Consider the following 24,842-nt stretch of genomic DNA (forward strand, 5'->3'; position numbering starts at 1 on the left):
AGGAACCGCTATGAGTTCTCAGCACGAAAAGATGCTCGAAGACGCGATGGCCGCCTACCAACACCAACGCGACCACTTCGACCAGGCTCGCCAGGACGTCGAAACCGCCACCAGCACCGTCACTTCCGCCCGCCGCGAGGTGACCGCGACCGTCGGCCGTACCGGTGAATTGACCGAACTTTCCTTCCCCACCAGCGCCTACAAACGCATGGCTCCCGCCGAGCTGGCCTCGGTGATCGTGCAAACCATTTCGGCCGCTCGCCAGAAATCCGTCGCCGCCGCCGCGGAACTGATGGCCCCCATGCTGCCGCCGGGCATCTCCGCCCAGGACCTGATGAGCGGGAAGTTGGACGTCAACGCCCTGTTCTCGGCGCGAGTGCCGGGATTCGACGAAGGGAATCTGCCATGACAGACCAGTTTTTCGTCGACGCCGACGGTCTGGACGGCGGCCGCGACGGCTTCGACGGCAAGAGCGCCGAACTGCGCACGCTCGCCCAGCTGGTGCAAAGCCTGGCGAACCCGAGCCGGATCCAGGACGCGGCCGGAAACGACAAGAACGGCAACGAGTTTTCGAAAACGCACATCCAGTCGGCGGCCGAGATCTACAACGGCATCAACGCGTGGGCGCTCGCAGTGGAAGCGACGCGCGACGCGATCGGCGACATGGCGACGTCGTTCCGTGAGGCCGACCAGGGCGCTTACGACGGTTCCAACGCTCTGTTCAAGAACTTCACCGACCTGAACCACAAGGTCCGCAAGGCCGACCCTGGCTCCGAGGAACCCCCGACCGAATACCGGCGCGGCGTGCGAATCCAAGGTAAATTGCTCGGCAAGGAAGAGGGCTGGACCGCAGCAAAGAGCGTCCGGGCGCGGATCCCTGACCGGGGCGAGGAACCAATTCCGTCGAAGCCGGGCGAAGAACCGCAGCAGTTGAGGCGTCTGTCGGTTGAGCGTCCGGTTCAGAAGGCCGTGACCCCGCTGCAGCCGACCGAGTCGACCGTCTTCGTCCGCTCGGAAAAGCCAGTCCATGCGGTAGAAGACAAGATGGAAACCCCCGAGGGCGAAGTCACTCCCTTGGAGCCCGCCGAGGTCTGGCAGCGCCCAGTGGAAGGCGCGGGGTGGGCCCCGACGAAGTCGATCCCCGCCCAGCCCGCGATCACCCCGGAAGAACACTGATTTTTCGTTCACTGTAAGGAGGTGACCCCGCGATGAGCCTCATGGTGGACCCCAGCCTGAACTGGGTGTTCTACATCATCGCGGGCGACGCCTGGCCGCAGGGCGATGAGGACAAAGCACGCGAACTGGCCGCCGAATGGGATCAAGTCGCGCAGCAAATTTCCGCCGCGGGAACCGGATTCAGCCAGTTGGCGGAACAGGTCGTCTCCAACGTCGGCGGAGACGTAGCGACCAACTTCGCCGACTACGCCAACAAACTCAGCACCATGGGCGCCGGTTTCTCCTACCGAGCCCAGCAACAAGCCGCCGCTTTACGCGAATACGCCCTGAACGTAGAAAACGCCAAATACGGCATCCTGATTTCGATCGCAGTAACCGCCGCGGACCTGATCTGGGCGATGACGAACCCGTTCACCGCCCCGCTGATCCCGGGAATCTGGGCAGCCGGCCGGACCGCGGTAATGCAGATCGAACGCTCGCTGATGTCGCGGTTGATGAGCCTGCTTTCGCGGGTCGCGCGAGAGGCCGCGCAGGAAGCCGCCGAAGAGGCGGCCGAGGAGATGCTGGCGGAGTTCATCCAGATCGCGCAGGGCAACCGGGACGGCTTCGACTGGAAACAGATCGGCCAGAACGCGGCTCTGGGCGCCATCGGCGGCGCGTTCGCCGCCGGTGCCCACAGCGGCCTCGGCAAGTGGGGCCACAACGTCTTCGGCGCGGCGGGAGTGGAAGCGGCCACCGAGGTAGTAGTCGGCCTGGCCGGCGCCGGGCTGTTCGGCGGAGACCTGGACAGCCTGGGCTGGGGAGCCCTCAACGGCGGCCTATCCGGCGCCGCCACCCACGGCGCCCACCACGCCGGACAAAACCTGCACGACAAACTCAACGGCGGCAAGGATGGCGGCCAGCCGAAGGGCCCTAACGACCCCGGCGGCGACGGGACCGGGAACATCAAGGTGGACCCGGTCAACGGCCCTACCCCGCCTGCCAACTCGGGCGGTCCCGGCGGCTCGGGTGGCCCCGGCAACTCGGGCGGCTCCAGCGGCTCGGGGAGTTCCGGCGGCACCGGGCCCGGCGGCTCGGGCGGCTCCGGCGGATCCAACGGACCTGGTGGCTCCGGCAGTCCTGGTGGCTCAGGCGGCCCTGGCAGCTCAGGCGGCGTTGGCTCAGGTGGTTCGAACGGCACCAGCGGTTCCGGCACCAACACCCCTCACGGCGAAGGCCAGAACACCGCCCACTCGCCCGGCACCAACTCCACCACGACGAATCAGCCTCCGGCGAGCAACTCCACCCCCAACAGCCAGACCCCGCCGGGCAACTCCACCGGCAACCCGACCTCAACGGGCAACCCCACCTCGGCAGGCGGCCCGAACTCCACAAACGGCGGCACCTCCACCGGCAACCCCAACTCCGCCGACAACTCCCCTTCAACTGGCGGCCCTTCAACTGGCGGCCCCAACTCCGCGAGCGGCCAGAACTCGACAGGCGGCCCCAACCCTTCAGACGCCACCAACTCCGCAACCGGTTCGCACTCGACAAGCAACAGCACTTCAATCGGCAACCCCAACCCCGCGGGCAGCCCACCTTCGACGAACAGCTCCGACTCCCCCGGCAGCTCGCAGTCGACCGGCAACGCGAACTCCCCCAACCCCAGCACCACCGGCAACTCGACTTCACCGAGCGACCCGAACTCGGCAAACAGTTCCCACTCCCCCAGCGGCTCGCAGTCGACCGGCAACGCGAACTCCCCCAACCCCAGCACCACGGGCAACTCTGACTCGGCGAGCGGCTCCAACTCCCCAACCAACTCGCATTCAGCCGACAACGCCACCGCCCCAGGCCCCAACTCCACGGGAAGCCAGGACTCGGCGAACGGTTCCCACTCCGCGAACACCCCCAGCGGCAACGATTCGACCCCCGTCTCCCACCCCACTGGCAACAACGCTCACCAAAGCGGCTCGGCCAGCAATCCCGACCAGAGCCCCCACTCGCCCAGCAACAACCCCACCGATGGCAGCGACTCGCCCGGCAGCACCAACCACAGCACCCCCGTCACCAGCTCGAACCCGCCCGGAGCCAACCCCAGCACCGAGAACCAGGGCGGCACCAGCCCGAGCAGCAACCAGAACTCCACCTCACCAGCCGCCGCCCCCAGCCCGAGCAGCAACCAGAGCCCCGGCACTGCCGCCGGCAATGAGGGCGCCAGCCCGAATCCGAATCCCAGCTCCACGACCCACCCGGGTACGAACACCAATCCAGCATCCAGCTCCAACCCGGCTCCCGGCACGGCCAACCAAGGCGGGAACGGCACCGGCCACCACGCCGCCCCGCCCCCGTCCACACCGGACTCGGTCAACACCGGCACCCCCACTCCGCCACCGGGCACCGCCGGAACCCCGGCACCGGCAACGCCGGACTCCGGCACAACCGGAAACCTTCCCGACTCCACCGGCTCGAACGGCCAGACCCTCCCCTCCGCTGGCAACCACCCCTCCTCGCCGCCCGCGACCAACGGCAACCCCGCTCCCAACCCGCAGCACGACACCGGCCTCCCCGGCTTCGGCGGCAACCGGAGCACCGATCCCGCTCCGCCCGCCGCCACCGGCCCCAGCCAGGTGAGCGGCCCGTCGAACCCGACAACTCGCCCCGGTCTGGAGACCGTCCCCAACCCGGCCCCCGCGACGAACATCACCGTCTCCTCGAACCCGTCGCCCAGCCCGAACACGGCCATCTCTCCGAGCCCAGCCACCAATCACGCCTCGGACGCGAACTCGTCCCCCGCTTCCGGCCGCACCCCGGACTCCAACCCAGGTTCGACCAACATCCGACCCACCAACTCCGCCAACCCACCTGTCACCCCGGAGCCCAAGCCGGTCCCGCCGGCGACGTCGACCAGCGTCAAAGGCATCGATTCGACTCCGAGCCCCGCCCCGAAGGCGACCATCGACGGCCCGAACCCGGCACCGGGCACCACCGCCCAGACCCCCTCGCCCTCGCCCACCCCCGACCCGACTCCCCTTCAGACCTCCGCTGCCGATCCCAGCCAGACGACGGCCAGTCCGAGTCCACACCAATCCACCAGCCCCAACCCCAGCACCGCTCCGAGCCCGAACCGGTCTGCCAGCCCGAATCCCTCGGCCAACCCCAGTCCTGCCCCGTCACCGGCACCGAACCCCGGTCGAAGCGCGAGCCCCTCACCGGATCAGGCCACCAGTGCGAAGCCCGCCCCCGTTGCGGAGCCGACCTCGGGCGACACCACCCCCAAGCCATCCAAAAACGAGCCTGCCGCTACTCCGGCAAAGCCGATCAGCACCGAGCCGTCCCCTGCCCCGCGTGCCCGCGACAACACCGCGCCGCCGCGCGACCCCCTCGCCGCGCCCAAGAAGCCGACTCCCTCGAGCCGCACCCCGCACCCGCCAGTCGCGGCTCCCAAGAAACCGGCCTCCGCAACGAACCCGCCGCACCGCGACCTCCACACGCCAGTCGCCGCACCCAAAAAGCCAGCCCCCGCGCCGAACTCCCCGAACCGCAACCTCCACACGCCAGTCGCCGCACCCAAAAAGCCGACCCCAGCCGCCACCGCCGGCCCTGGGCCCAACGTCGGCAAACAACCCCCGATCACCGGCGGCAAGAGCGACTTCGCGCAGCACCACAAGAACTTCAAGTTCACCGTCGTGCACGAAACCGGAATCATCGGCGACCTCGGCATCCGCAACGAGGACAACCAGAACAGCATCGGCGTAGTAGCCACCGTCGCCGCGACCCCGGACGACAATCTTCAGGCCATCGCGGAGAAATACTCCACCGGGTTCACCGGAAACTCCGCGGAAGGACGTTTCGGTCTGGTCATCGGAATCAACGGCACACCAGGCTCAGAACAAGCGATCAACAACAAGATCCAGAAATTCCAGAATACCTGGGACAACCGCTTCCCGGTAGCAATAATCGGGTTCACGTGGAAACACCCGAGCAACCCGGTCATCGACCAGAAGACCATCCCCTACGGCGGCATCCGCGAGACGATCGCCCGGAACCCGGTCACGGAAAGGCTCACCGAGCAGATCCGCGAAGCCGGTGGCGCCAACGAGGTCTACCTGCACACCGGCGACGCCGACGTCCACTCCCTCGCCACCCGCAACGGGCCGCTGTTCGACGCGGTCAACACCGCGGTAGAGCAGAATCCCGAGGGGCCGCCGGAGTTGATCAGCGGCGGCTATCACGTCCGGCCCGAGGATGGGGATCTCGCCAATCGCGCCGCGCAGTTGGATCTGGACGTTCGACAGGCGCTGGCCGGGGTCGATCCTCGATCCGTGTATTTCCCGGAGCCGAACACATTCGTCCGGATGCCGGGAAACAGGCTGGAGAACGACGTCACATTCGGCACCAAGAACCCGAACACCGGCAGCTTCGATTACGGAGCCAAGGAAGGCCAGGGGCTCAGCGATTCGGTGCTGTCGCAGCGCAACCCGAGCTGGCAGTACAGCGACCATCCGACGGCGATCGCGAAATTCTCCTCCGGTCTCGCCATTCAGACCGACGGAAGCCGCATCGCGGGCAAACTCGGCACCGACCCGAACGGCGTCACCGCGCTCGCCCAGAGTCACGCCAACGAGACCAGGTGGTCCGACCAGATCGGCCACTACCTCGGCAATCACACGACTCTCGACCCGAATCTGGCGAAGATCGCCGCGAAAGCCGCGTTCCACGGGATCACACCGAGCGGGCCGACTCCCGCCAGGCCGGAGGTGTTCTCCGAGGTCGTCGCGAATCTGCCCAAGAACGAGCGCACCTCGCTGGTCAAGGGCATGAAGGAGAACGTCGAGGACGGCAAGAAGCTCGCCGATCTGACGCTCGCGACGCGCCAAGCCCTGGTCGACAACCTCAGCGGCAACCGTCCGACGAATACGCAGACTCCGGCCGCCGCACCAAAAAACCCTGGCCAGGCAAAGGAAACACCGAAGCCGAATCCGAAGACTCTGCCGGGGCCCAAGGACTGGAAAGGCCGCCGCGGCACCGCGCCGGTCACGCGGTTCTCTTCGGAGCGGTTCGATCCGATCAAGAAGATCGCCGAGCAGTTCACCGGAAACCGCGCGGGACTCAGGGGCGGGCAGCTCGCCGGCGCGATGGCGCACATCCGGTTCGACGTGCGCCGGTTCGAGGTCGCGCCCGGCCACTGGGTGCGCGAGCACACCATCCCGATCGACCTGACCTCGCACTCCGGCTCGGTTTCGCCTGAGCAGCGAGAACAGTTCATCCAGCAGCTGCAGGCCCACCTCGACGACTGGGTCAATCAGAGCACCCGGCTGCCCGGCGGCGACCAGCTGCACGTCGGTCTCGACGTCCGCGTCGCCGACGACATCCACCCGGACGACACCAGCTGGCAGGCCGACCCCCGCCGCCGGATCCCGGTGAATCTCCACGATTCCACTGTGGACCCGGGCACCCCGGAGACGAACCAGCTCAACTGGGACGTGCACGACTCGGCCTTCGGCGTCACGCACGAGCTGATGCACTTCCTCGGTCTCGGCGACGGCTACAAAAACGACGAAATGCTCTTCAACCGCGGCGACCAGCCCGGGGTGATGGGACCGGACGCGTGGCACGATTCGCGGCTCAACCAAGGCAATCTCGACCAGCTCGAGAGCGTCTCGAACACCGCGAACATCCGCGACCACCACCTCGGCGACGCACCCGCGCCGAAGCCGCAGCCGCACTCGGAAAGCCCCGGCTCGCAGCCCGAGACCGACGGCAAGCCGAACCTTCACACGCCCATCAAAGCCCCCGGCTCGAGCCAGACAACGCAGCACGACGACGCTGTCCTGGTCGCGGACGAGCCAACCGAGGAACCACCCGACACCCGCCCCCTCGCGGACCGGCTGCCCGAGTTCGTCCGCGACGGCAAGGCGCTCGGCTCCGTCGTCCCGGTCGACGTCCGCGGCGCGAAGGACGTCGGCACCAGCATCGAGAACCTGATCCACCGCCTCAGCCCGAAGCAGCAGAACCCGCCGCGGGCGCACGGCATCGACGCGATCACCGATTCCCTCTCCGGCCCTGAGTTCGAGTCCTTTATGGGCGATGGCCGCAAGTCGATGGTCCGGGTCGGCGAGAAGTGGTACGAGGTGCACGTCACCGCCGAGCCGGACTTCAGCGCGGTGAACGCCGACCAGATCACGAAACTGCCGCAGCCGACCATCGGCGACGTCAAGAACGAGGTCAAGACCACCCACGCGAGCCCGAACACCGACACCACCGCGAAAGTCGTCGGCAGCTCGTACTTCGCGATGTTCCCGGCCGGCCCGTACGCGTCCGTCGGCGGCACCGCGCAGCTCGCCAGCCCGTCAGCGGAGCACACCGGCACCACGACCGGCACCGAGCAGCGCGTGATCCGCACCGCGGGCGACATGCAACGCGCCGACGCCCCGGTGACCTACCGGATCACGGTGCGCAACGAAACCGGCGGCCTGGTCGGATCCACAGTGGACGGCCACGTCGGACTGGTTCTCTCCACTGATCTGGCCAACCTGAAGCAGGAGCAGACGGTCGGGCCGGCGGAACCGAAGCCGGACTGGGCCAAGAAGATCGAATTCCTCTCGCCGGAGGCCGTCGATTTCGACGAGAACGCCCTGTTCGATCAGGTAAGCAAGAACCTCCATCCCTCGGTGACCAAATTCGGCGCCCCGGGCCGCACCTCGCTGCGGGAATTCCTCAGCCGCGGCGGGGTGCGCAGCATGCTCGGCACCGCGATGCAGGGCAACCCGGTGGTGTCGAACGACCTGCTCAGCCCGCACGGCGCCCACCGCGAAGCGGTGCAACTCGCGGTGCGGCCCACGAACGTCGAATACCTCGGCACGATTCCCGGCGACAGCGAATTGCGGTTCAACGATTCCGCGGTGAACGGCGGCAGCACCACCGTCTCCTCCAAGTACGGCGGAGAGGTCAACGCGATCTTCGGCGGCGGGTCCTACGTGCCCGGCACGGTCGGTGGCGTCGGCGGCGTCAGCGGAAGCTACTCCCGGAAGGTCAACCAACAGTCCACAAGCGGCACCAGCTTCACCAACAAGTCCACAGTGAACGCAAAGGGCGACATCGGCCTGTACAAGGTCACTGTCGACCTCGATGTCACTACCTCGACCGGCGAGAAGACCACTGTCAAGGCCACTTCGTACACGCGGATGGGCCTGCCTGAGGCGAAAGCCCAGGGACTGCCGGTCCCGAAGAACACCCCGACGAAGTTCAAAGACGTCGGCGCGCGCTACGAACCGCCGTATCTCGCGGCGGCCGTCGCGGCGGGCACGGCCCGGCCTGGTTCGTTCGAACCGGCGACCCGCGTTCAGCCGCAGATCGAGAACGCGCTGCGGAATCTGCCCGGCGCGGACAAGTTCCTGCCGCGCTGGGACCAATTCCAGAGCGACAAACAAGGCTCGAGCCGGGACATCGCCGACCGGTTCGCGAACCTGCGCAAGATCACGTCCACGTTCTCGGTCGCCTCGCTCCGAGGCAAAATGGACAGTCTGTTCACCCAAGGCGTTTCGGCGCAAATGAAGCGGCGCGGGCTGTTCACCGACGAATACATCAACGTCACGGTCAAAGCGAAGCCCGGGCCGGGCCGTCATCTCGGACAGGCGGACGGCCGCTCGGTCAAGAACAGCAACGAAACGAGCCCGTCGCTGACCAGCGCGACCACCACCGAACGAGGCTGGTCGGTCGGCGTCGAAGGCCGCGTGATCATTCCCGGCGCCTCGACGGTCGCGAACCTCGGCATCAGCCCGACCGTCACCCCGCTGCAGTACTCCGACAACCGGACGTGGAAGAACTCCGGCGGCCCGACGGTGACCACGACGACCGGCAAGGGCGGCAGCCCGGATTCGCAGGTGTTCGAACACGACATCGAGTTCGAGGTCGAGATCACCAGCTACACCCGGAACCGGCCGTGGGTGCGGCGGCTGACGCCCGGGTCGCCGTTCCGGGTCACGCCGAAGGTGTCCACAGTGGCCAAAACCGGCGATCCGGACCTGCCGCCGATCTCCGGCAAAGTCGATATGTGGCTCAACGACGGCGCCGCGCTGACCAAGGACCCGGCCGAATTCAAGCCGGGCAAACCGGGTGTCGTCTCGATGAGCAAGAACGAAACCCCGAGCATCGACGACCTGCTGACCCAGCAGCAAAACCAGACGACGCCGAAGTTCCTGCACGTGGAGGCATTCGCCAACACCGAGGCGCTACGGGACGAGGCACTGCGGCAACTCCAGCGCGCCGCCGGCGGTGACGCGGTGCTCGGCCTGCCCGGCAGCGAAGCACGTGCACGCGTGGACCGGATGTTCTCGCCGGAAAACTTCCGCGGCCTCACGCCGAAACTGCTGAAGCAGGGCGGGACGGCGAACGGATTCCGCTACGAACGCCGCGTGGCCGACCGGGTCGGCGGCTTGGGCATGGGCATCTCGCTGAGCAATCCGAAACTCGTCGCGGTGTCCGAAACCGGCGGCGGCGACCGGACGTACTCCGGCGGATCGAAGGCCAGTTACGAAGGCACGCACAAACAATCCGTCGAGGCCAACGTCCAGCTTGGACTCACCGTGCGACCGACCGGCACCGACACGCATGGCCAAGGCCAGCTTTTCGGCACCGCGAAGTGGAGCCCGTGGCAGCGCAGCTCCGGTTCGTCGCATGAAATCACCGCGAGCATCGACCACACCAACCGGTCCTCATCGGACAGTCGAACGGTGCTCGTCCAGTACGACAGCAACGTCCGGCTGATCGCGGAAAGCCGTCAGGAAGGCCTGGTCAACGGGTCGATTTCGCGGGCGGGCGCGGACGTCCAGCTGCCGGGTTCGGTCTTCGTGGCGATGACCGAGGACGAGGCTCGCGCGGAAGGACTGCTGCCGCCGGTCGAGCCGCGCACCCCGGCGCCGGGCAAGCTTTCGGCCCCACCGCTGGTCGGCGGCAAGTCCAGCTCGCTCGGCTCGGCGGTGCTGGAGGACGCTCCCAACCTGTCGAAGCTGGTGCAGGACGCTCGGCAGCAGCTCGGCAAACTCGGCGACAAACTGCTGCCGAAGTCGGTGCTCGACGATTCCATGAACAATCTCCAGCGGACACTCGACACCGCCTCCTCCGAAGCGGTCACGTCCCTTGTGGACGGCGCGCTGGACGGCGGCGTGTCCTTAGTGGCGCAAGACCCGGGCGTGCTCTGGACGGACAACTACCAGCTGCTGCTCAAAGCGAAGATCCTCGACACCCAGTTCCTCGACGTGAAACACGACGGCAGCGAGGTCGATCACGTCGTCAACTCGACCGTTACGGACAAAGAGAATTCCGGTCACGGTTCGTCCTACGGCGGGCAGATTCGCGGTGCCGGCCGCGGCTTGTTCCAGGACAGCCAGCCCAAGGTCAGCGGCTACGACGGCGCGTACCTTGGCGCTTCCGGGACCCGCGCGAAGACCGACCAGACCGTCGAGAACAAGGCCACGACCACGGCCTTGACCTCGTCCTCGAGCGGACCGTCGGCGCGGTATCAGCACCAGTTCCAATTCGAATTGGTCGTCGCCAGGGACGGGCACACCTACCCGGTCGCTTCGCAAGAGGCGACCGTGACCTCGCGGTCGTCCGCGGACGACCAGAAGATCTCCGGCGGCGAGCAGTACCACACCAAACTGTACGGGTCTCGGACGACCGAACTCAACGCCGCGGAGTCCACTTCGGACCGTCTCACAGCGTGGCAGCAGGAAGGTTTCGGTCCGCTGCCGAAGTCTTCGACCGTCGAAGGACTTCGCGGTGCCGCGGACGTGCGCGCTGGCGCTCTCCGCGCCTTGCGACTGGCCGGTGCGGGCAACGGACTCACCGGGCCCGGCACCGGCGCGCACAACACGCTCTCGTCTTCGATCACCAATGAGACGCTGCAAGCGCATCTCCCGAACATGGTCAGCAAACCGTTCGCCACTCCGGATTTGCATTCCTCCGCAGTGACCGGCAGCAGCCACGCTTCGGTGACGGTGTACACCCGCTTGGTGAAACCGGATCTGGTCGGGCTCAGCGATTCGGTGAAACTGGAGCGTTCGGACCAATCCGGCACCACGTTCACCGGCGAGGCCAAGGAAACGGTCACCGGCGAACAACAAGGCAATATCGGCACCGGCGGGATCACCGACCCTGGCCGGAACACGCATGCCTGGGGCGGGCTCGACGTCCGAAGCCCGGTCGGCCAGAGCGATCCGACGTCCAGCACCGCCGGCGCGCAGCGGTCTGTCGTCGGCAAGGACAAAGGCCGGACCGGCCTGGTCGGGCTGGACGTCGAGTACCGGATCGTCGCGACCGTCGACGGCAAGACCGCGGCGGTCGAGGTGCGGGTACCGCAGTCTTCGCGGACGCGGATGAGCGAAACCGACCTGGAACAATCCCTAGGCCAGCCGTTGCCCGAGACGCTCGCTTCAGCACAAGACGCGGTCAAGAAAGCTGCTGAGGATTGGCGTACCGCAGAAGAGGAACTCGAAAAGGCGCAGCGCGATTTCGATGATGCGTGGCTGTCCGAAAACGACAATGTGCGCACGACGACCGACGGTGCGCGCGGGCTGAACCTTCCGGTCGACGGCAACCCAGTGCAGCAGATGCGGCAAGCCGTCCGGACGGCGCAGAACGAGGCCCGCGATATGGGCCAAGCACTGCGAGCGGGCAACGACGAAATCGCTCGGCTCAACGAACTCGACGAACAGCTTCTTTCCCTGGCACTCGGCGAGGAACCGGGTTCGGTCGCGCAAAGCGACCTGGTCGCGCGCGCCTGGGACACCCAACGGCAGACCCAGCAGATCCGGAACGAGCAGGCCGAACTGGTCCAGCAGCGGCAGGCGGCGCAGGACCGCGCCGCGGAGATCCTGGCCGTGCTGGACGAGTACCGCAACAATCACACCGACCACACCGCGCGGCAGGACGACGCGAACAACCGGATCCAGGAAGCCCGCGAGAAGGCCGACGAGGCACTGCGGAAGTGGTGGCAGGCCAAGTCCGAAGTGGACAACCAGATCGCCGCGCACGCTTGGCCGCGGCCGCCGGACAACACTCCCGAACAGCACCGCGAAGGCACTGTCGAGGCGAACGACACAGTGTCCGGTTGGGACACTGACACCGACCGGCCATACAGCTTCGACCCGGGCGAGATCCAGACGCGGACGATCACCGACAGCTCCGGCCGAGTTCGCGCCGTCTCGTTCCTTCCGGCGAACGAGCACACCGAAAGCGTCGAACGAGACTGGGTAGCCAACAACTCTCGGACGGTCAGCACGCTTCCGGAAGGCGCGACGCCGGACAAGTTCGACCCGCTGCTGAAGCAGGCCAACGCCACCGGGGCCACCCCGGAACTCTCCGGACGCCAGTTCGGCGAATGGGCCGACCACACGGCGGCACCGTGGGACGACGATTCCCTCTTCGTCTTCGCTCACGGCCGTGAGCAGTCAGTCAAAGTGACCCTGCTGGGCGGCCGGACGGTCCGCGTCGACGGCGATACCTTCGCCCGGATCGTGGCGCAAGCCGCGCCCCTAGCCCAATCCCGCTCAGTCACGCTCATCGCGTGCAGCACCGGCCAGACCGACGGTCCGGGCGGCTTGGCCCACGATTTCCAGCGCGCGCTCAGCGAACTCGGCGGACCGTCCACAGTGCACGCACCGACCAAACCCGCATTGTTCGGCCGGGATTCGGCTACGCTCGGCAAGGCCATCGGTGCGACGCACGGCTTCACCGCTGTCACCGATGGCGGCCAGTTCCGTACCTTCGGCAATCCTCCAGCACAGTCCACAACAGACACGGCACCACGCACCGAGGAACACCACTACTCCGCACCGGAGGATCTGGTCGCCGACCTCCGCCAGACCGCCGTCAACAACCCGCCGCCAGCGCCGCTGCTCGGACCGGACCTATTCGGCCTGTACCGCGCCCCCGAACCGCCGGAGTTCCTGCGCGGACACGACTTCCGCGGCCTCACCGCCGGACAGGGCATCAGCTTCCTGGACTTGCTGGACCTCACCAAGGGCTATCAGCTCAGCAGCGAACACCTGGACCCCGCGCACCTCGACGACAACCGCGACTGGACCCTGGAGAAGGAGCGCCCGGACGACAAACTGGCGGCGTGGGCGCCTGGCGACGTCACACCACTCGCCAAGACCACCTCGACCCCGCTGCTGATGCACTCCATCTGGCTCGGCGGCCCGCTCAAGGACACCGGAACCATGCACACCTTCCGCCGGAACTTCGGCGACGCGGCGGACCGGCTCGGCGACGGCATCGTCCCGATCCTGTGGACGGACGTGCCGCGCTGGCAAACCGAACTCGCGCTGACCACCGCGGCCCCGGAAGAAGGACCGGATCCGCTGCACGACGTCCGGGATCTGCTGCGGTGGGCGGGAGAACACCGAGTCCAACTGGTCAATGTGGACGAAGTGTTCACCATCGAGCACCCGATGCGGACTCAGGAGTTCTACCTGTCCGAACTGGCCAAACAGACCGGCCCGGGTTTCGCGGCGGCCAGCGACATCCTGCGGCTGGAGCTGATGCACCGGTTCGGCGGCCTCTACACCGACGGGGACAACGTCGTGCACGGCTTGGACGACGTCGTCCGCGCCGCCGAGTCCGACTCCGGTTACGCGGTGCACCGGGTCGGCGGGAACATCGCGAACTCGGCGTTCACCATGTCGAAAGGACACCCGTTCGCCGCGTCCTATTTGGACCAGCTGCGCGAGAACTACGGGAAGACCCAGGCGAATCTGATGCCGCGCGAGGTCGACTCCCTCGGTCAAGGCTTCTTCGCCACGCCGCTGGGCCGGGTGCACCGGCAGTCGGTGATGTACCGCTCGGGTCCGGTCGCGATGACCGAAACGGCCCGGCGGATCGGCCTGAACTCCGCGCTCGAACTGCCGGGCATGACGGAGATCCGGATGAACAGCGACCACAGCTGGCTCCTGCCGCCGCAGGGCGATCCGGCTCCGCTGGCGGACCGGTTCGAGACGCTGGAATTGACCCAGCGCGTAATCCAGACCCTGGTACGCGGGCTGTACAACCGGGACGGCGACCTGCATCTGACCGCGGTCGAGCCCGCCGTGCGCCGGCACGCCGAGCCGGATCTGGTGTGGCACGCGGCGTTGTCCTACCTCGCCGCCGATCCGAACCTGTCGTCTCTCGTCCGCACCGTCACCGACCGCAGCAGCTACACCGGCAAGGTGCACGACGTTCCGCTGCCGCCTGCTGCCCGCGCGCTGCTGACCATCGACGACAGCCGCGTGCATCACCACCTCGGCGAGGTCCAGCGTGCCGCCACGATGCACGCCGCCGACGCCGTCCTGGTGGCGGATACGCCGCTGGAGAGCCTGATCTCCCGGCTGCGTTCGACGGACGGCCCGGTGCCGCCGATCGAGGTCACCGGAACCGGACCGGACGGCCGAGCGCACGCCACCGCCGCGGCCCGCGAACTGGCCGGTCAGCTCGCCGACGCCCTGGGCACCGAAGTGCTGGACCGCGTCCCGGTGAAAATCCGGGTGTCCGAAGGGGACGGTCGAGTCAAGATTTCCTTGCCCGCTGTCGAGATGTCGACTGACACACCAACGCCGAGGGTCTTCCGCGGCCTGGACAACGGCCCCGCACCCGCAACGCCCGAGCCCTGGACACACAACGGCCGTACCGTCGGAGTGCATTACTCACCGTCCGATGTGTCCGTCCCGAATGGATCGTCCATTTTGACCACCGACGCGACAGCCGTCCGGAACTTCACCGAGCAGGTGCGCACCGACGGCACCGACCGTCCAGCCGACGCGATCACCGCCCGCCCGTCGGCTGCCGCACACCCGAGCGCGACCTACTTGCTCAGCGGCGCCCCGGACACGGACCTGCTGTTCGAAGAACTGGTGCGAACCGCGACGCACCGCTGGTGGTTCCGCCCCACCCCGCCAGTCGGTCCGATCGCACTGAGCGACCATGACGGGACCGCCAAGCTGCTCGGCTGGGTCCTCTCCGAACTCGGCCGCGGCGAATCGACGGCCTCGCTCGCCGACACCGTCGCCCGGCACGAACGACCGGACCTGATCTGGACCGCCGCCCGCGAACTAGCCACGCTCCACAACGCCGAGCAGCACGCCGCCCTCCATCTGCACGGCGTGACCGACACCTTGCTGGGCAAACCGGATGCGACCGCCGTGCTCACCGACCTGGCCAAAGCGACCCGAGACGGCGCTGACGTCACCCGCATCGCCGAAGCAGTCGAGGTCCTGGACCGGCACGGCGCCCTGGACGCCGTCCTGAACGCCCCCGGCGGCCGGGCCTTGCTGCTCGAAGAAATCGCCCGGCTCGCCGGCCGGCCGAACCCCGACGCTTACGCCCGGGACCTGGCCGCCGTCATCCAGAAACTGACGGCCGAGAACCTGCCCGCGGACGCCTTCCGTACCGCACTCCGGAATGCCCTCGACGGCCCGAGGACGCGACCGACCCTGCACCGGCTGAGCGTCGTCGGCCTTGGCTGGCTTGACCGTTGGCACACGGCCGCCGCCATCCGCCGGTACCAGGCGGAAGAACGCGCGGCGTCCGCCCGGCAAGCCGCTGACCTGGCCGAACTGGCGGAAGCAGGCCCCCGCCGTGCCTGAGCCAAGGCCGGTAGATTCACCGCACGCGAAGGAGGTACCGGCGATGTCCGAGGACCAGTGGGTGCTGCTGGTCGACCCGGCGTGGCAACCCGCGTCGGCGACCGACGGGGCCGAGGTCCCGAGCCCGCCGCCGCAGGCCGTGGTGGGCGGCTGGCTCGCGCGCGAAGACGGATCCGTCAGCCGCTTCGAGCCCAACCCGTCCTACGAACCGGCGGCGGAAGACTCCCCGACCGACCCGCTGGACGCCGTGCTCCGCCTGACCGCCCGCGGCGAGGCCGACTTCGACCAGATGGCCGCAGTCTTCCGCGAGTCGGCTTTCGCGGTGGCCGTGGACACGGACGAATCCCCGCTCGTCGCGCCGTCGCCAGACAACATCCCGTGCCTGCTCGTCACGACCGCCCCGGCACACCGCCACCGAGTCCGCGCCGCCGGGTGGCGTCCTGCCGCGCCCGCGGATCTGGTGCGGCTGCTGGACGGTTACGACGACGTCGATCTGCTGCTCAACCCTGGCGCGCCGGGGTGCCTTCGGTTGCTGGCCGACAGCGTCCGCGAGATCACCGGCTGACCGGCACGAGCACCTCGGCGATCCAGTCCGCCATGAAGTCGGTGCCCAGCGACATATTGCCGATCTGGCAGTGCTGCTCCCCGCCCTCCTCCGCGGTGAAACGACGCAGTTCCCGGCGCGCACTGTTCACGCAGCCGTCGTAGGTGGACCACGCGTCGGAGACCGGGATTTGCTGGTCTTCCTCACCGTGGGTGATCAGGATCGGCTGGGTGATCCGGTCCAGGATCCCGCGCAGGTGGAAGCCGCGGGTCGCTTCGACGCACTCCTCGATCGAACTCGTCCCGAACACCCACCTGAGATGTTCGGCCACATGCGGCACCGAAGGCTGACCAGCGCTTCCCGAGAGGCGGTTGCGCAGCCGGGCGGCGAAGTCGTAGTTGGCGCCCCAGCAGACGCCCAGTTTGAACCGCCGTTCAAAGGCGATCGCGCGGGCCGCGTGGTGCCCGCCGAGGCTGAGGGCCACCATCCCGATGCGCTCCGGGTCCACGTCGGGGCGGCCCTCCAGGTAGTCGACGCACGCGCCCGCCGGGACCTCCGCCTCGGCGAAGTTGTGCAGGCCATGTTTGCGCAGCGCCTCCCCGACGCCGGGGTTGTCCACGAACAACACCGAGACTCCCCGGCGGTTCAACGCCGATCCGAAGCCGGTGAGAAACAGGAACTCCTTGATTCCGTCGAGGCCGTTGAAGTGCACCACGGCCGGTGCGGCGGCATCGCCGGCGGGCACCCACAAGGCGGGCAGCACCGACCCTTGATATGGCACAGCGACCTTCTGGCAGTTCACCTCGCCGAGTTCGAGATATTTCTGGAAGGTGAGCAGAAGGCGGTCGTATGTCTCGATGCGGGCGGGATTGTCGTGTTCCGGCATCCGCTCGCCGGTGAGGTACATGACGGTGGCGCGGCGGTATTTCTCCGCGGCGGAGTAACGCCGTCCCGCAGCCTCGTCCGCCTCGGCTGCCCGGACGAGCCGGTCGCCAGCCCCGGTCCAGGCCTCGAAGAACGCCTCAGCCAGGCCCGGTCCGGAGTCGCGGAGGTCCCGGCACGCTCGGTCGATTTCGTCCATGTTGGCACCCATGTCCAACGCCATGGACAGCGACAGGTTAGCCGGATAGTCCTTGAAATACTGCAGCACAATGCTTTCCTCTCTGCTTCAGGGCGCCACGAGAATCTTGCCGTCGACGGCGCCGGAGGCCAGCGGTTCGAGGCCGCGCGAGACCAAGTCCGCCAGCGGAATCACCGACTCCAGCAGCAGCAATTCCAACGTCCCGTCGGCGAGAATCTCGAGCGCTGGTACCAGATCCGTATCGCAGACATGGGCCACAGTGGACTCGACGGTGACTTCGCGCAGCGCCAGCGAGGCCAGACCAACGGCCGGTTTCTCCTTGGGCAGTCCCACCGCCAGTACTCGCCCGCCGGAAGTCGCCATCCGGAGCGCATTCTCGAATTGCCCGGGAGCACCACTGGCTTCGATCACCACGTCGGCACCCCGGCCGCCGGTCCTTTCGAGGACTTCGTCGGCGACATCCGGGCCCGCGGAAAGCGTATGCGCCGCACCGAGTTTCGCCGCCCGCTCCAGCTTGGCGCCAGGAAGGTCGATCACCGTGACCTCGGCCTGGTACAAGCGGCTGAGTCCGGCGAGCACGAACGTACCGATCGCACCGGCACCGATGAGCACCACCGAATCCCCGTCCCGGACGCCTGCCCGGCGCGCCGCGTGCAGACCGACCGCGAGCGGCTGCGCCATTCCAGCGGCATCGACGGACACTCCGGCAGGGACCGGCCGTAGCGTTTTCACCGGCACCGCGACGTATTCCGCCAAGCCACCCGGCGCGTTCAAACCGAGCGTGTAGTAATCGCGACACACGTTCGTCCGGCCCGAGGCGCAGCGATCGCACTGTCCACACCAGACTCCCGCCCCGGAGGAAACCAAAGTCCCCGCAGGGAGTCCGGGAATTCCGTCCACAACCTCGCCGACGAACTCGTGGCCCGGAATCATCGGGCCGACGTACCCGCTGGCCGGATGCGGCCGATGCAGCGGCACCATGACCGGCCCCTTCGCCCATTCCGTCGCATCGGTTCCGCAAAGGCCGTTGCGCCGGACGGCGAGCAGCGCTTCGCCGTCTTTCGGTTTCGGGATCGGCACCTGTTCGATCCGGACATCCTGCGGGCCGTGATAAACAGCCGCCCGCATCATGCCGCGGCTCCACGGACGCGCTCGCTCGCAGGCGTCGGGGCGTCGGCGGGCGTGTTACGTGGCAGGAAAAGCGTCGTGATCGCGGCAAGGGCGAAGAATCCCGCGCAGACGAGCAGCCCGCCGCTGAACCCGATGGTCCCGGCGAGACCGGCCAACGCGAACGGGGCGAATGCGGAGATCCCGCGGCCGACGTTGAAGCAGAATCCCGCACCGGTAGCTCGCGCCCGGGTGGGGAACAGCTCGCCGAGATAGGACCCGAACAGGCCGAAGAAGGCGGTGAACGCGCCGAAGACCGGGCCGAGCCACATCAAGGCCGACTGGTGGGTCACAAGTGCGTAGACGGGCAGCGTGAGGGTGACGCCGACGAGGGTCAGCACGATCGTCCGATGCCGGCCGACGCTGTCGGCGAGCAGCCCGAAACCGTTGTAGCCCAAGAACATGCCGAGGTTGAGGATGGTCACGAAGACCGCGACCGACGGAGCGGGCAAGCCGCGTTCGACGGTCAGGTACGTCGGCAGCCAGGTGGTCGCGCCCCAGTACCCGGTCAGCGCGAGCGCGGCCATGAGGGTGCCGAGCAGCGTGGTGCGGCGCAGCGAACCGTTCAGCACGTGCGCCACCGTCACGGAACGGTCGGCCCGCGATTTTTGCTCGGCCCAGCTTTCCGACTCCGGGAAGAAGGCGAGGACGACCAGCACCGGCACGACGACCGCGAGCCCGGCGGCGAGGAACATCATCCGCCAGTTCGGCAGGAACGGCGCGGAAAGGACCGCAGCGATCGCCCCTCCGGCGGGAAACGCGCTGATCACGAACGCGGCGGCCCGGCCGCGGCGGCGCGGCGGCCAGGTCTCGACCACGTAAGCCGACACGACGCTCCACACCGCGCCGAGCCCGATGCCCGCGAGGAACCGGAGAATCAGGAACACGCTGAAGTTCGGCACCGCGGCGAGCACCGCGGTGAACCCGCCGAACACCAGCAGGGAGGCGATCAGCGCCTTCTTCCGGCCGAAGTTGTCCGCCACATAACCGCCGGTGACGCTGCTGACGCCGATGCCCAGCAGGGTCGCGGTCGCGAGCAGCCCGGCTTGGGTGACCGAAAGTCCGAGGTCGTGCCGGATCGCGGGCAGGGCGAGGGACAGCAGCACGATCTCCAGCGCGTCGAACAGGTAGGCGAGGAAACAGCCGCCCAGGACGATCCATCGGGAATTTCTCATGTTCGCATCTCCACGTTGAGTTGCACGAGTTCAGGCCGGTTCCGGGACGAGCACCAGGTCGAAGGCGATGCTCGACCACGGCCCGCCGGGTTCGGTCCCGTCGGGTGCCGAACCGGTTTCGTGCGGCACCGCCTCGACGACCAGGCTTTCTTTCACGCCGAACACCGCGTCGTCGCCCAGATGCGGGTCGCCGGCGAGGAAAATGTGGGTGATCAACCGCCGGTACCCGGGCGCGGTGACCATGAAGTGCAGGTGCGCCGGCCGCATCGGGCCGCGTCCGGCGGCCTTCAGCAGATCGCCGACCGGGCCGTCGTGCGGGATCGGATACGGCGAGGGCAGCACCGACCAGAACCGGTACTCCCCCGCCGGTCCGGTGCGCAGCCACGCGCGGCCGGCCGAGCGGCCGTCGTCGTATTGCACGTCGTAGAAGCCGTCCTCGTCGGCCTCCCAGACGTCGATCCGGGCATCGGCGATCGGCTTGCCGTCGGTGTCGCGGACCTGTCCGGACACGTAGCACGGCGTCCCGGCCGCGCCGCGGGCGATGTCGCCGCCGAGCGGGATTTCCGGTGCCTCGTCGTGGAAAAACGGACCGAAGACCGTCGCTTCGGTCGCGCCGGGCACCTGCGGTTCGTTGATCGCGACGGTCAGCATGGACAGGCCGAGGACGTCGGACAGGAGGATGAATTCCTGCCTGCGATCGTCGGTGAGGCGCCCGGCGCGGGTGAGGAATCCGATCGCCGCTTCCCATTCGCGTTCGCTGAGCCGGACTTCCCGCGCGAAACCGTGCAGATGCCGGACGAGGCTGTGCATGACCTCGCGCAGCCGCGGCCCGGCACCGTCGAAGCTGGCCAGCACCTCGTCTGTGACGCCTTGTTCTCGTTCGGCGGCAAGGGTTTCCCGATTGGTCATGCGAGGTCCTTCCCTGGTTCGGCACCGGCCCAGGCGGCGTACAGGAGGGACCGGAGGCCAGCGATCGTGACCGGACGGGGATTGTCGGCGGGCGCGTGAATCACGCCCAGCACGGTGTCCACATCGGACTCAGTCATGCCGAGTTCACGCAATCCGGCGGGGATGCCCAGGCGCGCGCCCAGCTGATGGAGCCCGGCGACCGGGTCAGACACCCCGAGCGCGCGGGCGATGCGGGACGCGGCGTCGGCGGCATGGGGAGCGTTGAACGCGAGGACGTACGGGAGCACGATCGCGTGGGTCTGCGCGTGCGGCAAGTCGAACGCTCCGCCCAAGGCGTGGCAGATCTTGTGGTGCAGTCCCGATCCGGCGACGGCGAACGCCGACCCGGCCAGGTATGCGCCCAGCAGCAACTCTTCGCGCGCGGCCGGGTTGGTTAGACCTCGCGCGAGATGCCGGATTCCGTCCTCGGCGATCGCGCTGGACACCGGGTTGCGCCGGGGAGCCCAGAGCGCTTCCACGCAGTGCGCCATCGCGTTGAGACCGCTGGCCACTGCCAATTCCACCGGCAATGTCCGCGTCAGGTCGGGGTCGTAGACGACGGTTCGCGGCAGTACCCGCGGATCGACGCCGGTCGTCTTGCGGCCCGATTCGGTCAATCCCCACACTGGGGTGACTTCCGAGCCCGCGTAAGTCGTCGGCACGGCGAGGATCGGGAGACCGGTGGTGAGTGCGACTGCTTTGGCGGTGCCGGTCGTCGAACCGCCGCCGACCGACAGGACCAGATCGGCTCCCTCTGCTGCGGCTCGTGCCTGTTCGGCGACCTCTGTGGGGACGTGCGGGCGGACCTCCGTGAAGGTCGCCGCGATCCGATCGGCGAAAGGTTCGCACAACTCGGCGGCGAGGTCGGCCTCGGAACCGGCTGCTATAGTCAGAATCTTCTTGGCGCCCAAGGCTTCCACTTCTGCCGCCAGCTGTTCTCGGGCGGTGCCGGAGCCGAAGATCACTCGTCCGGGCAGTGCTTCGTAGGTGAACGCCGTCATCAATTCGGCTCCGGCAGCACAGTGGGCTGGTAAGCTAGGAGCAGCCAACGATCATCTTCGCGCACCCACACCGCTATTGCCTTGTTAGCCAACGTCTTTCGTGTTCCGCCAGCTGTGATGTCCGCACGCATTTCCCCCACCACGACCGCGGTGTCGCCGGACGTGACGATGCGGTCGATCGGGTGGTCGATGCGGTGGTAGACGTAGTAACCCGACCGCAGTTTCTCCCGGTACGAGTCCAGGGTGTCGGTGACGGCATTCGAATGGGTGTAGGCGAGATCCGGGTGCGCGAGCGCGACGAAAGCGTCGATATCGCCGGAAGTCATTGCGGTGTAACGGTCTTCCTCCAGCGCGCGGACGGTCGCTTTGACCTGCGCGGCGGTGCTGGCGGGCATGAGTTCGTCTCCTTTTCGGTCAGGCACAGGCGTTGCGCAGCCGCAGGGCGGCGAGAACCTGAGCCATGTCTTCCTCGCCGAGCCCCGCGGCGATCGCGTCGTCGAGGACGGTTCGGGACGCTTCCGCGCCGGGCAAGTGTTGTCCCGCCACGTCGAGGGCGAGGCCGAGGTCCTTGCGGATCAACGAAACCGGCGCGGCGACCCCTGCCGACGCCGGAGAGAGGAACGCTTCTTCCTTGTAACCCACGTACGGGGCGCCGGCGGCGCTGGTGCGCAACACGTCGTAGAACACCTTCAGGTCGAGCCCGCCCGCTTCCGCTACGAGCAGACCTTCGGCGACGCCCTGGTTGACCGCGGCCAGCACGGTGTTCACCGCGAGCTTCGCCGCCGAGCCGGAACCGATCGGGCCGGCGTGCACCTGCGCCGCGGTCATCGCCGCGAGGACCGGACGGAGCCGCTCGAACTGCGCGACGGTCCCGCCGACCATCGTGGTGATCGAGCCCGCCTCCGCCATCGAGACACTCCCGGACACCGGCGCGTCCGCCAGTTCCACCGGCCCGGCAGCCAGTTCGCGTACCAGCGCGGGTCCGACGGTCCCCATCACCACGTGGAGGTGGCCCGATTTCGCTGCGGCCAGCCCGTGCTGCACGAGGTCCCGGGTGGTCGTTCCGTCCGGCAGCATGCTGAAGCTCAGTTGCGCTTCCGCGAGTTGCTCGGCCGCATCGACCACCGTCACGTTTTCCGGCGCGGTGGCGAGCCCCGGGTCGTAGGCGAGGACGGTGTGCCCTGCCCGGACGAGGCGGACGGCCATCGGACGGCCCATCCGCCCAAGCCCGGCGAATCCGATCAGCACGGAACCCTCCCGAGGGTGCGTTAACTCTTGTGTTCAGCTACATTAAACATCGAAAGACAGATGTCAAGTGGCAGCGGACACAAGGGCTGCGGGAGGAATCGGTGCGATCAGGCGGAGGAATCCGGCTCGGCGGTCAGCCGGTCGACGCCGAGCAGGTCGAGGGCTTCGACCGCGTTCGACGGCTTGCCCGCGGCGGGCGCGGCGCCGAGCTGCGCGGCGACCCAGTCCCGGGTGTGGTCGAGATCGTGCCGTCCGGCGACGAACCACACGCCGCGCGCCGGCTCTTCGCCCTGGTTGACGTACAGGTGCGGACGCGAGGAGTCGAAGCTGAGCGAATCGCCCGCGCGGACGTGATGGCGTTCGAAGTCGAGCAGCAGGGTCAGTTCGCCGGACAGCAGGTACGCGTACTCGATTCCGCTGTGCCGCATGAGTTTCCGGTCCGCCGCGCTCGCCGCGCCGGGTTCGTAGGTGACGAGCAGCGCGTCCGCCGCGGCGCCCGGACCGACCGCGAGGCGCTCCCACCGGACGCCGTTCGCCATCTCGAGCACGGGGTTGTCGGCGCCGCGCTGGACGACCTCCGGCCGTCCCGTTTCCGCCGGACGCGCGGCTTCGGCCGGCTCGGCCTGCCGGTCGCCGCCTAGGCCGAGCAGGTCGTCGAGCGACACTTCGAGGTGGCTGACCAGTGCGTACAGCGTGCCCACCGAAGGCTGGGACTTGCCGTTTTCGACCTGCGACAACAGACTCGCCGAGATCCCGGCGGCCGACGCCACGCCGCGCAGGCTCAGGCCGCGGGCCAAACGCGCTTGCCGCAGCGCCGGGCCGATCTTGTCCTCCACGCGCTCGCCCTCGTTTGCTCTCACTAAACATTGCTGGTCAAATCGTGAGCCTAACACCCGGAGAACGTTCAATCCCGGTAACTCGATCCGCCAGGAGGAAGCCCGTGTCCGCTCCGCCGTCCATCCGCACCGTCCTCGCCGGACGACCGGTCTCCCCAGACGCCGTACTCGCCTGGGAGGTTTCCCGGATGCGCAAGGCCGCCGCGAAAATCGGCCTCCCGGCCCCTACGGGAGACCTCCCGCGCATGCGAGAAGCCTTCGCTGAAGCCAAACTCGCCCTGGGCCCCGCCGAGGTCCGCCGCCGGCTGGCCCGCGACCTGCGGCTCAGCGACACCGCCGCCCGCATGCTCACCGCACTCTCCCGCGGACGGCGGACCACCAGCACGTGCGATCTGTACGTCACTGGTGCGGGCACCGCAGCCGATTTCGTCGCCTGGTTCTCCGACACCGGCCGCGACGACTACGCGTACAGCATGATCGCGGCGAACCCCGACCATTTCCTGATCGACACCGCGCCCGACGGCCGCCAGGAGGTCGTGGAAACAACCGGCGGCAGCCCGTTCGCGACGAGGTTCTTTGTCGACTACTCGGAGACCGCTTCGCTGGCGACGCCCCGGAATCCCGAGTTCCCGCTCGAAGCGTCCGGCACCGCGCGCACCAGCGCGGGCTTGGCGATCGGCGGGGTGCGGCACGAATTCCGGGACCAGGACGGCGGATTCCACGCCCGCCTGTGCGTCGAGTTCCCTCGGCTCACCGCGCCGTCGATGATCGCCGGGCACCGGATGCATCTCGCGTGCGAATTCGGGAACTGGATCACCCTGTCGAGTGGCCGCTGAGACCCGGTTTTTGTCGGTGGTGCGCGTGATGATGGTCCGGACAGCAGGCGATCTGGCCCAGCCCAGCGCGCAACGGTCCGCTCTGGTCAGGCGCGGCGCGGACCGACGACCCGTCAGGCTGGGCGACACCCGAAACCCAGCCGTCGCAAAGGCGGCGCGGCGCGAACAGGATCCGGTCCGCGGTGTGCGCGGGCCAGCTTCTCCAGCGCGCCGGTCGCACCCGCAGG

Annotated in this window: 17 protein-coding genes and 1 pseudogene; 6 read left to right on the plus strand and 12 right to left on the minus strand. The window is 68.1% G+C overall.

From position 1 onward, the window contains the following. Window positions 1-10 precede the first annotated feature (10 nt). The 3 genes and pseudogenes from ACWDNU_RS21285 to ACWDNU_RS21295 form a co-directional block, all read left to right on the plus strand. Window positions 11-409, plus strand: coding sequence for a YbaB/EbfC family nucleoid-associated protein (locus ACWDNU_RS21285; protein WP_449670157.1), 399 nt, complete (start codon window positions 11-13; stop codon window positions 407-409). After that, window positions 406-1,176: a hypothetical protein gene (locus tag ACWDNU_RS21290; RefSeq protein WP_370935823.1), complete on the plus strand. Its 771-nt coding sequence runs from the start codon at window positions 406-408 to the stop codon at window positions 1,174-1,176. Before ACWDNU_RS21285 ends, ACWDNU_RS21290 begins: the two co-directional genes overlap by 4 nt. Window positions 1,177-1,217: 41 nt before the next feature. After that, window positions 1,218-1,535: pseudogene (locus ACWDNU_RS21295) on the plus strand (WXG100-like domain-containing protein); the annotation flags it as partial. Here ACWDNU_RS21295 and ACWDNU_RS21300 read toward each other — a convergent pair. The 4 genes from ACWDNU_RS21300 to ACWDNU_RS21315 all read right to left on the minus strand — a co-directional run bounded on the left by ACWDNU_RS21300 (window position 1,488) and on the right by ACWDNU_RS21315 (window position 4,171). Continuing rightward, window positions 1,488-1,853 carry a hypothetical protein gene (locus ACWDNU_RS21300; RefSeq protein ID WP_449670182.1) on the minus strand — a complete coding sequence of 122 codons (366 nt, stop codon included), beginning with the start codon at window positions 1,851-1,853 and terminating at the stop codon, window positions 1,488-1,490. The pseudogene ACWDNU_RS21295 and the gene ACWDNU_RS21300 sit on opposite strands and share 48 nt — an antisense overlap. A gap of 584 nt (window positions 1,854-2,437) precedes the next feature. Continuing rightward, window positions 2,438-3,076, minus strand: coding sequence for a hypothetical protein (locus ACWDNU_RS21305; protein WP_449670183.1), 639 nt, complete (start codon window positions 3,074-3,076; stop codon window positions 2,438-2,440). Between the two features lie 39 nt (window positions 3,077-3,115). Continuing rightward, on the minus strand, window positions 3,116-3,919 hold the full coding sequence (locus ACWDNU_RS21310; RefSeq protein WP_449670184.1) for a hypothetical protein: 804 nt from the start codon (window positions 3,917-3,919) through the stop codon (window positions 3,116-3,118). A gap of 3 nt (window positions 3,920-3,922) precedes the next feature. Beyond that, window positions 3,923-4,171 (minus strand): hypothetical protein, encoded by a 249-nt coding sequence (locus ACWDNU_RS21315; RefSeq protein ID WP_449670185.1) that lies wholly within the window; start codon window positions 4,169-4,171, stop codon window positions 3,923-3,925. A gap of 673 nt (window positions 4,172-4,844) precedes the next feature. Here ACWDNU_RS21315 and ACWDNU_RS21320 point away from each other — a divergent pair. Next, on the plus strand, window positions 4,845-15,779 hold the full coding sequence (locus ACWDNU_RS21320) for a TcdA/TcdB catalytic glycosyltransferase domain-containing protein (RefSeq protein ID WP_449670181.1): 10,935 nt from the start codon (window positions 4,845-4,847) through the stop codon (window positions 15,777-15,779). Between the two features lie 43 nt (window positions 15,780-15,822). Beyond that, entirely contained in the window at window positions 15,823-16,344 is a 522-nt protein-coding gene (locus ACWDNU_RS21325; protein WP_449670158.1) for a type VII secretion system-associated protein, read from the plus strand. Here ACWDNU_RS21325 and ACWDNU_RS21330 read toward each other — a convergent pair. The 8 genes from ACWDNU_RS21330 to ACWDNU_RS21365 form a co-directional block, all read right to left on the minus strand. Continuing rightward, entirely contained in the window at window positions 16,334-17,473 is a 1,140-nt protein-coding gene (locus tag ACWDNU_RS21330; RefSeq protein ID WP_449670159.1) for an alpha/beta hydrolase family protein, read from the minus strand. The two genes, ACWDNU_RS21325 and ACWDNU_RS21330, sit on opposite strands and share 11 nt — an antisense overlap. Before the next feature lie 18 nt (window positions 17,474-17,491). Next, window positions 17,492-18,535, minus strand: coding sequence for a zinc-dependent alcohol dehydrogenase (locus ACWDNU_RS21335; RefSeq protein ID WP_449670160.1), 1,044 nt, complete (start codon window positions 18,533-18,535; stop codon window positions 17,492-17,494). After that, window positions 18,532-19,746: an MFS transporter gene (locus tag ACWDNU_RS21340; protein WP_449670161.1), complete on the minus strand. Its 1,215-nt coding sequence runs from the start codon at window positions 19,744-19,746 to the stop codon at window positions 18,532-18,534. Before ACWDNU_RS21340 ends, ACWDNU_RS21335 begins: the two co-directional genes overlap by 4 nt. A gap of 30 nt (window positions 19,747-19,776) precedes the next feature. Beyond that, window positions 19,777-20,655: an intradiol ring-cleavage dioxygenase gene (locus ACWDNU_RS21345; protein WP_449670162.1), complete on the minus strand. Its 879-nt coding sequence runs from the start codon at window positions 20,653-20,655 to the stop codon at window positions 19,777-19,779. Further along, on the minus strand, window positions 20,652-21,695 hold the full coding sequence (locus ACWDNU_RS21350; protein ID WP_449670163.1) for a maleylacetate reductase: 1,044 nt from the start codon (window positions 21,693-21,695) through the stop codon (window positions 20,652-20,654). Before ACWDNU_RS21350 ends, ACWDNU_RS21345 begins: the two co-directional genes overlap by 4 nt. Further along, entirely contained in the window at window positions 21,695-22,090 is a 396-nt protein-coding gene (locus tag ACWDNU_RS21355) for a nuclear transport factor 2 family protein (protein WP_449670164.1), read from the minus strand. Before ACWDNU_RS21355 ends, ACWDNU_RS21350 begins: the two co-directional genes overlap by 1 nt. A 19-nt stretch (window positions 22,091-22,109) precedes the next feature. Further along, window positions 22,110-22,943: an NAD(P)-dependent oxidoreductase gene (locus ACWDNU_RS21360; RefSeq protein ID WP_449670165.1), complete on the minus strand. Its 834-nt coding sequence runs from the start codon at window positions 22,941-22,943 to the stop codon at window positions 22,110-22,112. A 107-nt stretch (window positions 22,944-23,050) separates the two neighbouring features. Further along, complete coding sequence (locus tag ACWDNU_RS21365) at window positions 23,051-23,803, minus strand: helix-turn-helix domain-containing protein (protein WP_449670166.1); 753 nt, start codon at window positions 23,801-23,803, stop codon at window positions 23,051-23,053. A gap of 80 nt (window positions 23,804-23,883) precedes the next feature. Here ACWDNU_RS21365 and ACWDNU_RS21370 point away from each other — a divergent pair, with 80 nt between their 5' ends. Further along, the gene (locus ACWDNU_RS21370; RefSeq protein WP_449670167.1) at window positions 23,884-24,615 is read left to right on the plus strand and encodes a hypothetical protein; all 732 of its coding nucleotides are present in this window, start codon (window positions 23,884-23,886) and stop codon (window positions 24,613-24,615) included. Window positions 24,616-24,842 lie beyond the last annotated feature (227 nt).

It is taken from the genome of Amycolatopsis sp. NPDC003676 (genome assembly GCF_053587275.1).

Coding starts and splice junctions, on each gene's coding strand:
- ACWDNU_RS21340 (WP_449670161.1), bottom strand. CDS start 19,746: ATGAGAAATTCCCGATGGATCGTCCTGGGCGGCTGTTTCCTCGCCTAC.
- ACWDNU_RS21350 (WP_449670163.1), bottom strand. CDS start 21,695: ATGACGGCGTTCACCTACGAAGCACTGCCCGGACGAGTGATCTTCGGC.
- ACWDNU_RS21355 (WP_449670164.1), bottom strand. CDS start 22,090: ATGCCCGCCAGCACCGCCGCGCAGGTCAAAGCGACCGTCCGCGCGCTG.
- ACWDNU_RS21325 (WP_449670158.1), top strand. CDS start 15,823: ATGTCCGAGGACCAGTGGGTGCTGCTGGTCGACCCGGCGTGGCAACCC.
- ACWDNU_RS21290 (WP_370935823.1), top strand. CDS start 406: ATGACAGACCAGTTTTTCGTCGACGCCGACGGTCTGGACGGCGGCCGC.
- ACWDNU_RS21285 (WP_449670157.1), top strand. CDS start 11: ATGAGTTCTCAGCACGAAAAGATGCTCGAAGACGCGATGGCCGCCTAC.
- ACWDNU_RS21335 (WP_449670160.1), bottom strand. CDS start 18,535: ATGATGCGGGCGGCTGTTTATCACGGCCCGCAGGATGTCCGGATCGAA.
- ACWDNU_RS21345 (WP_449670162.1), bottom strand. CDS start 20,655: ATGACCAATCGGGAAACCCTTGCCGCCGAACGAGAACAAGGCGTCACA.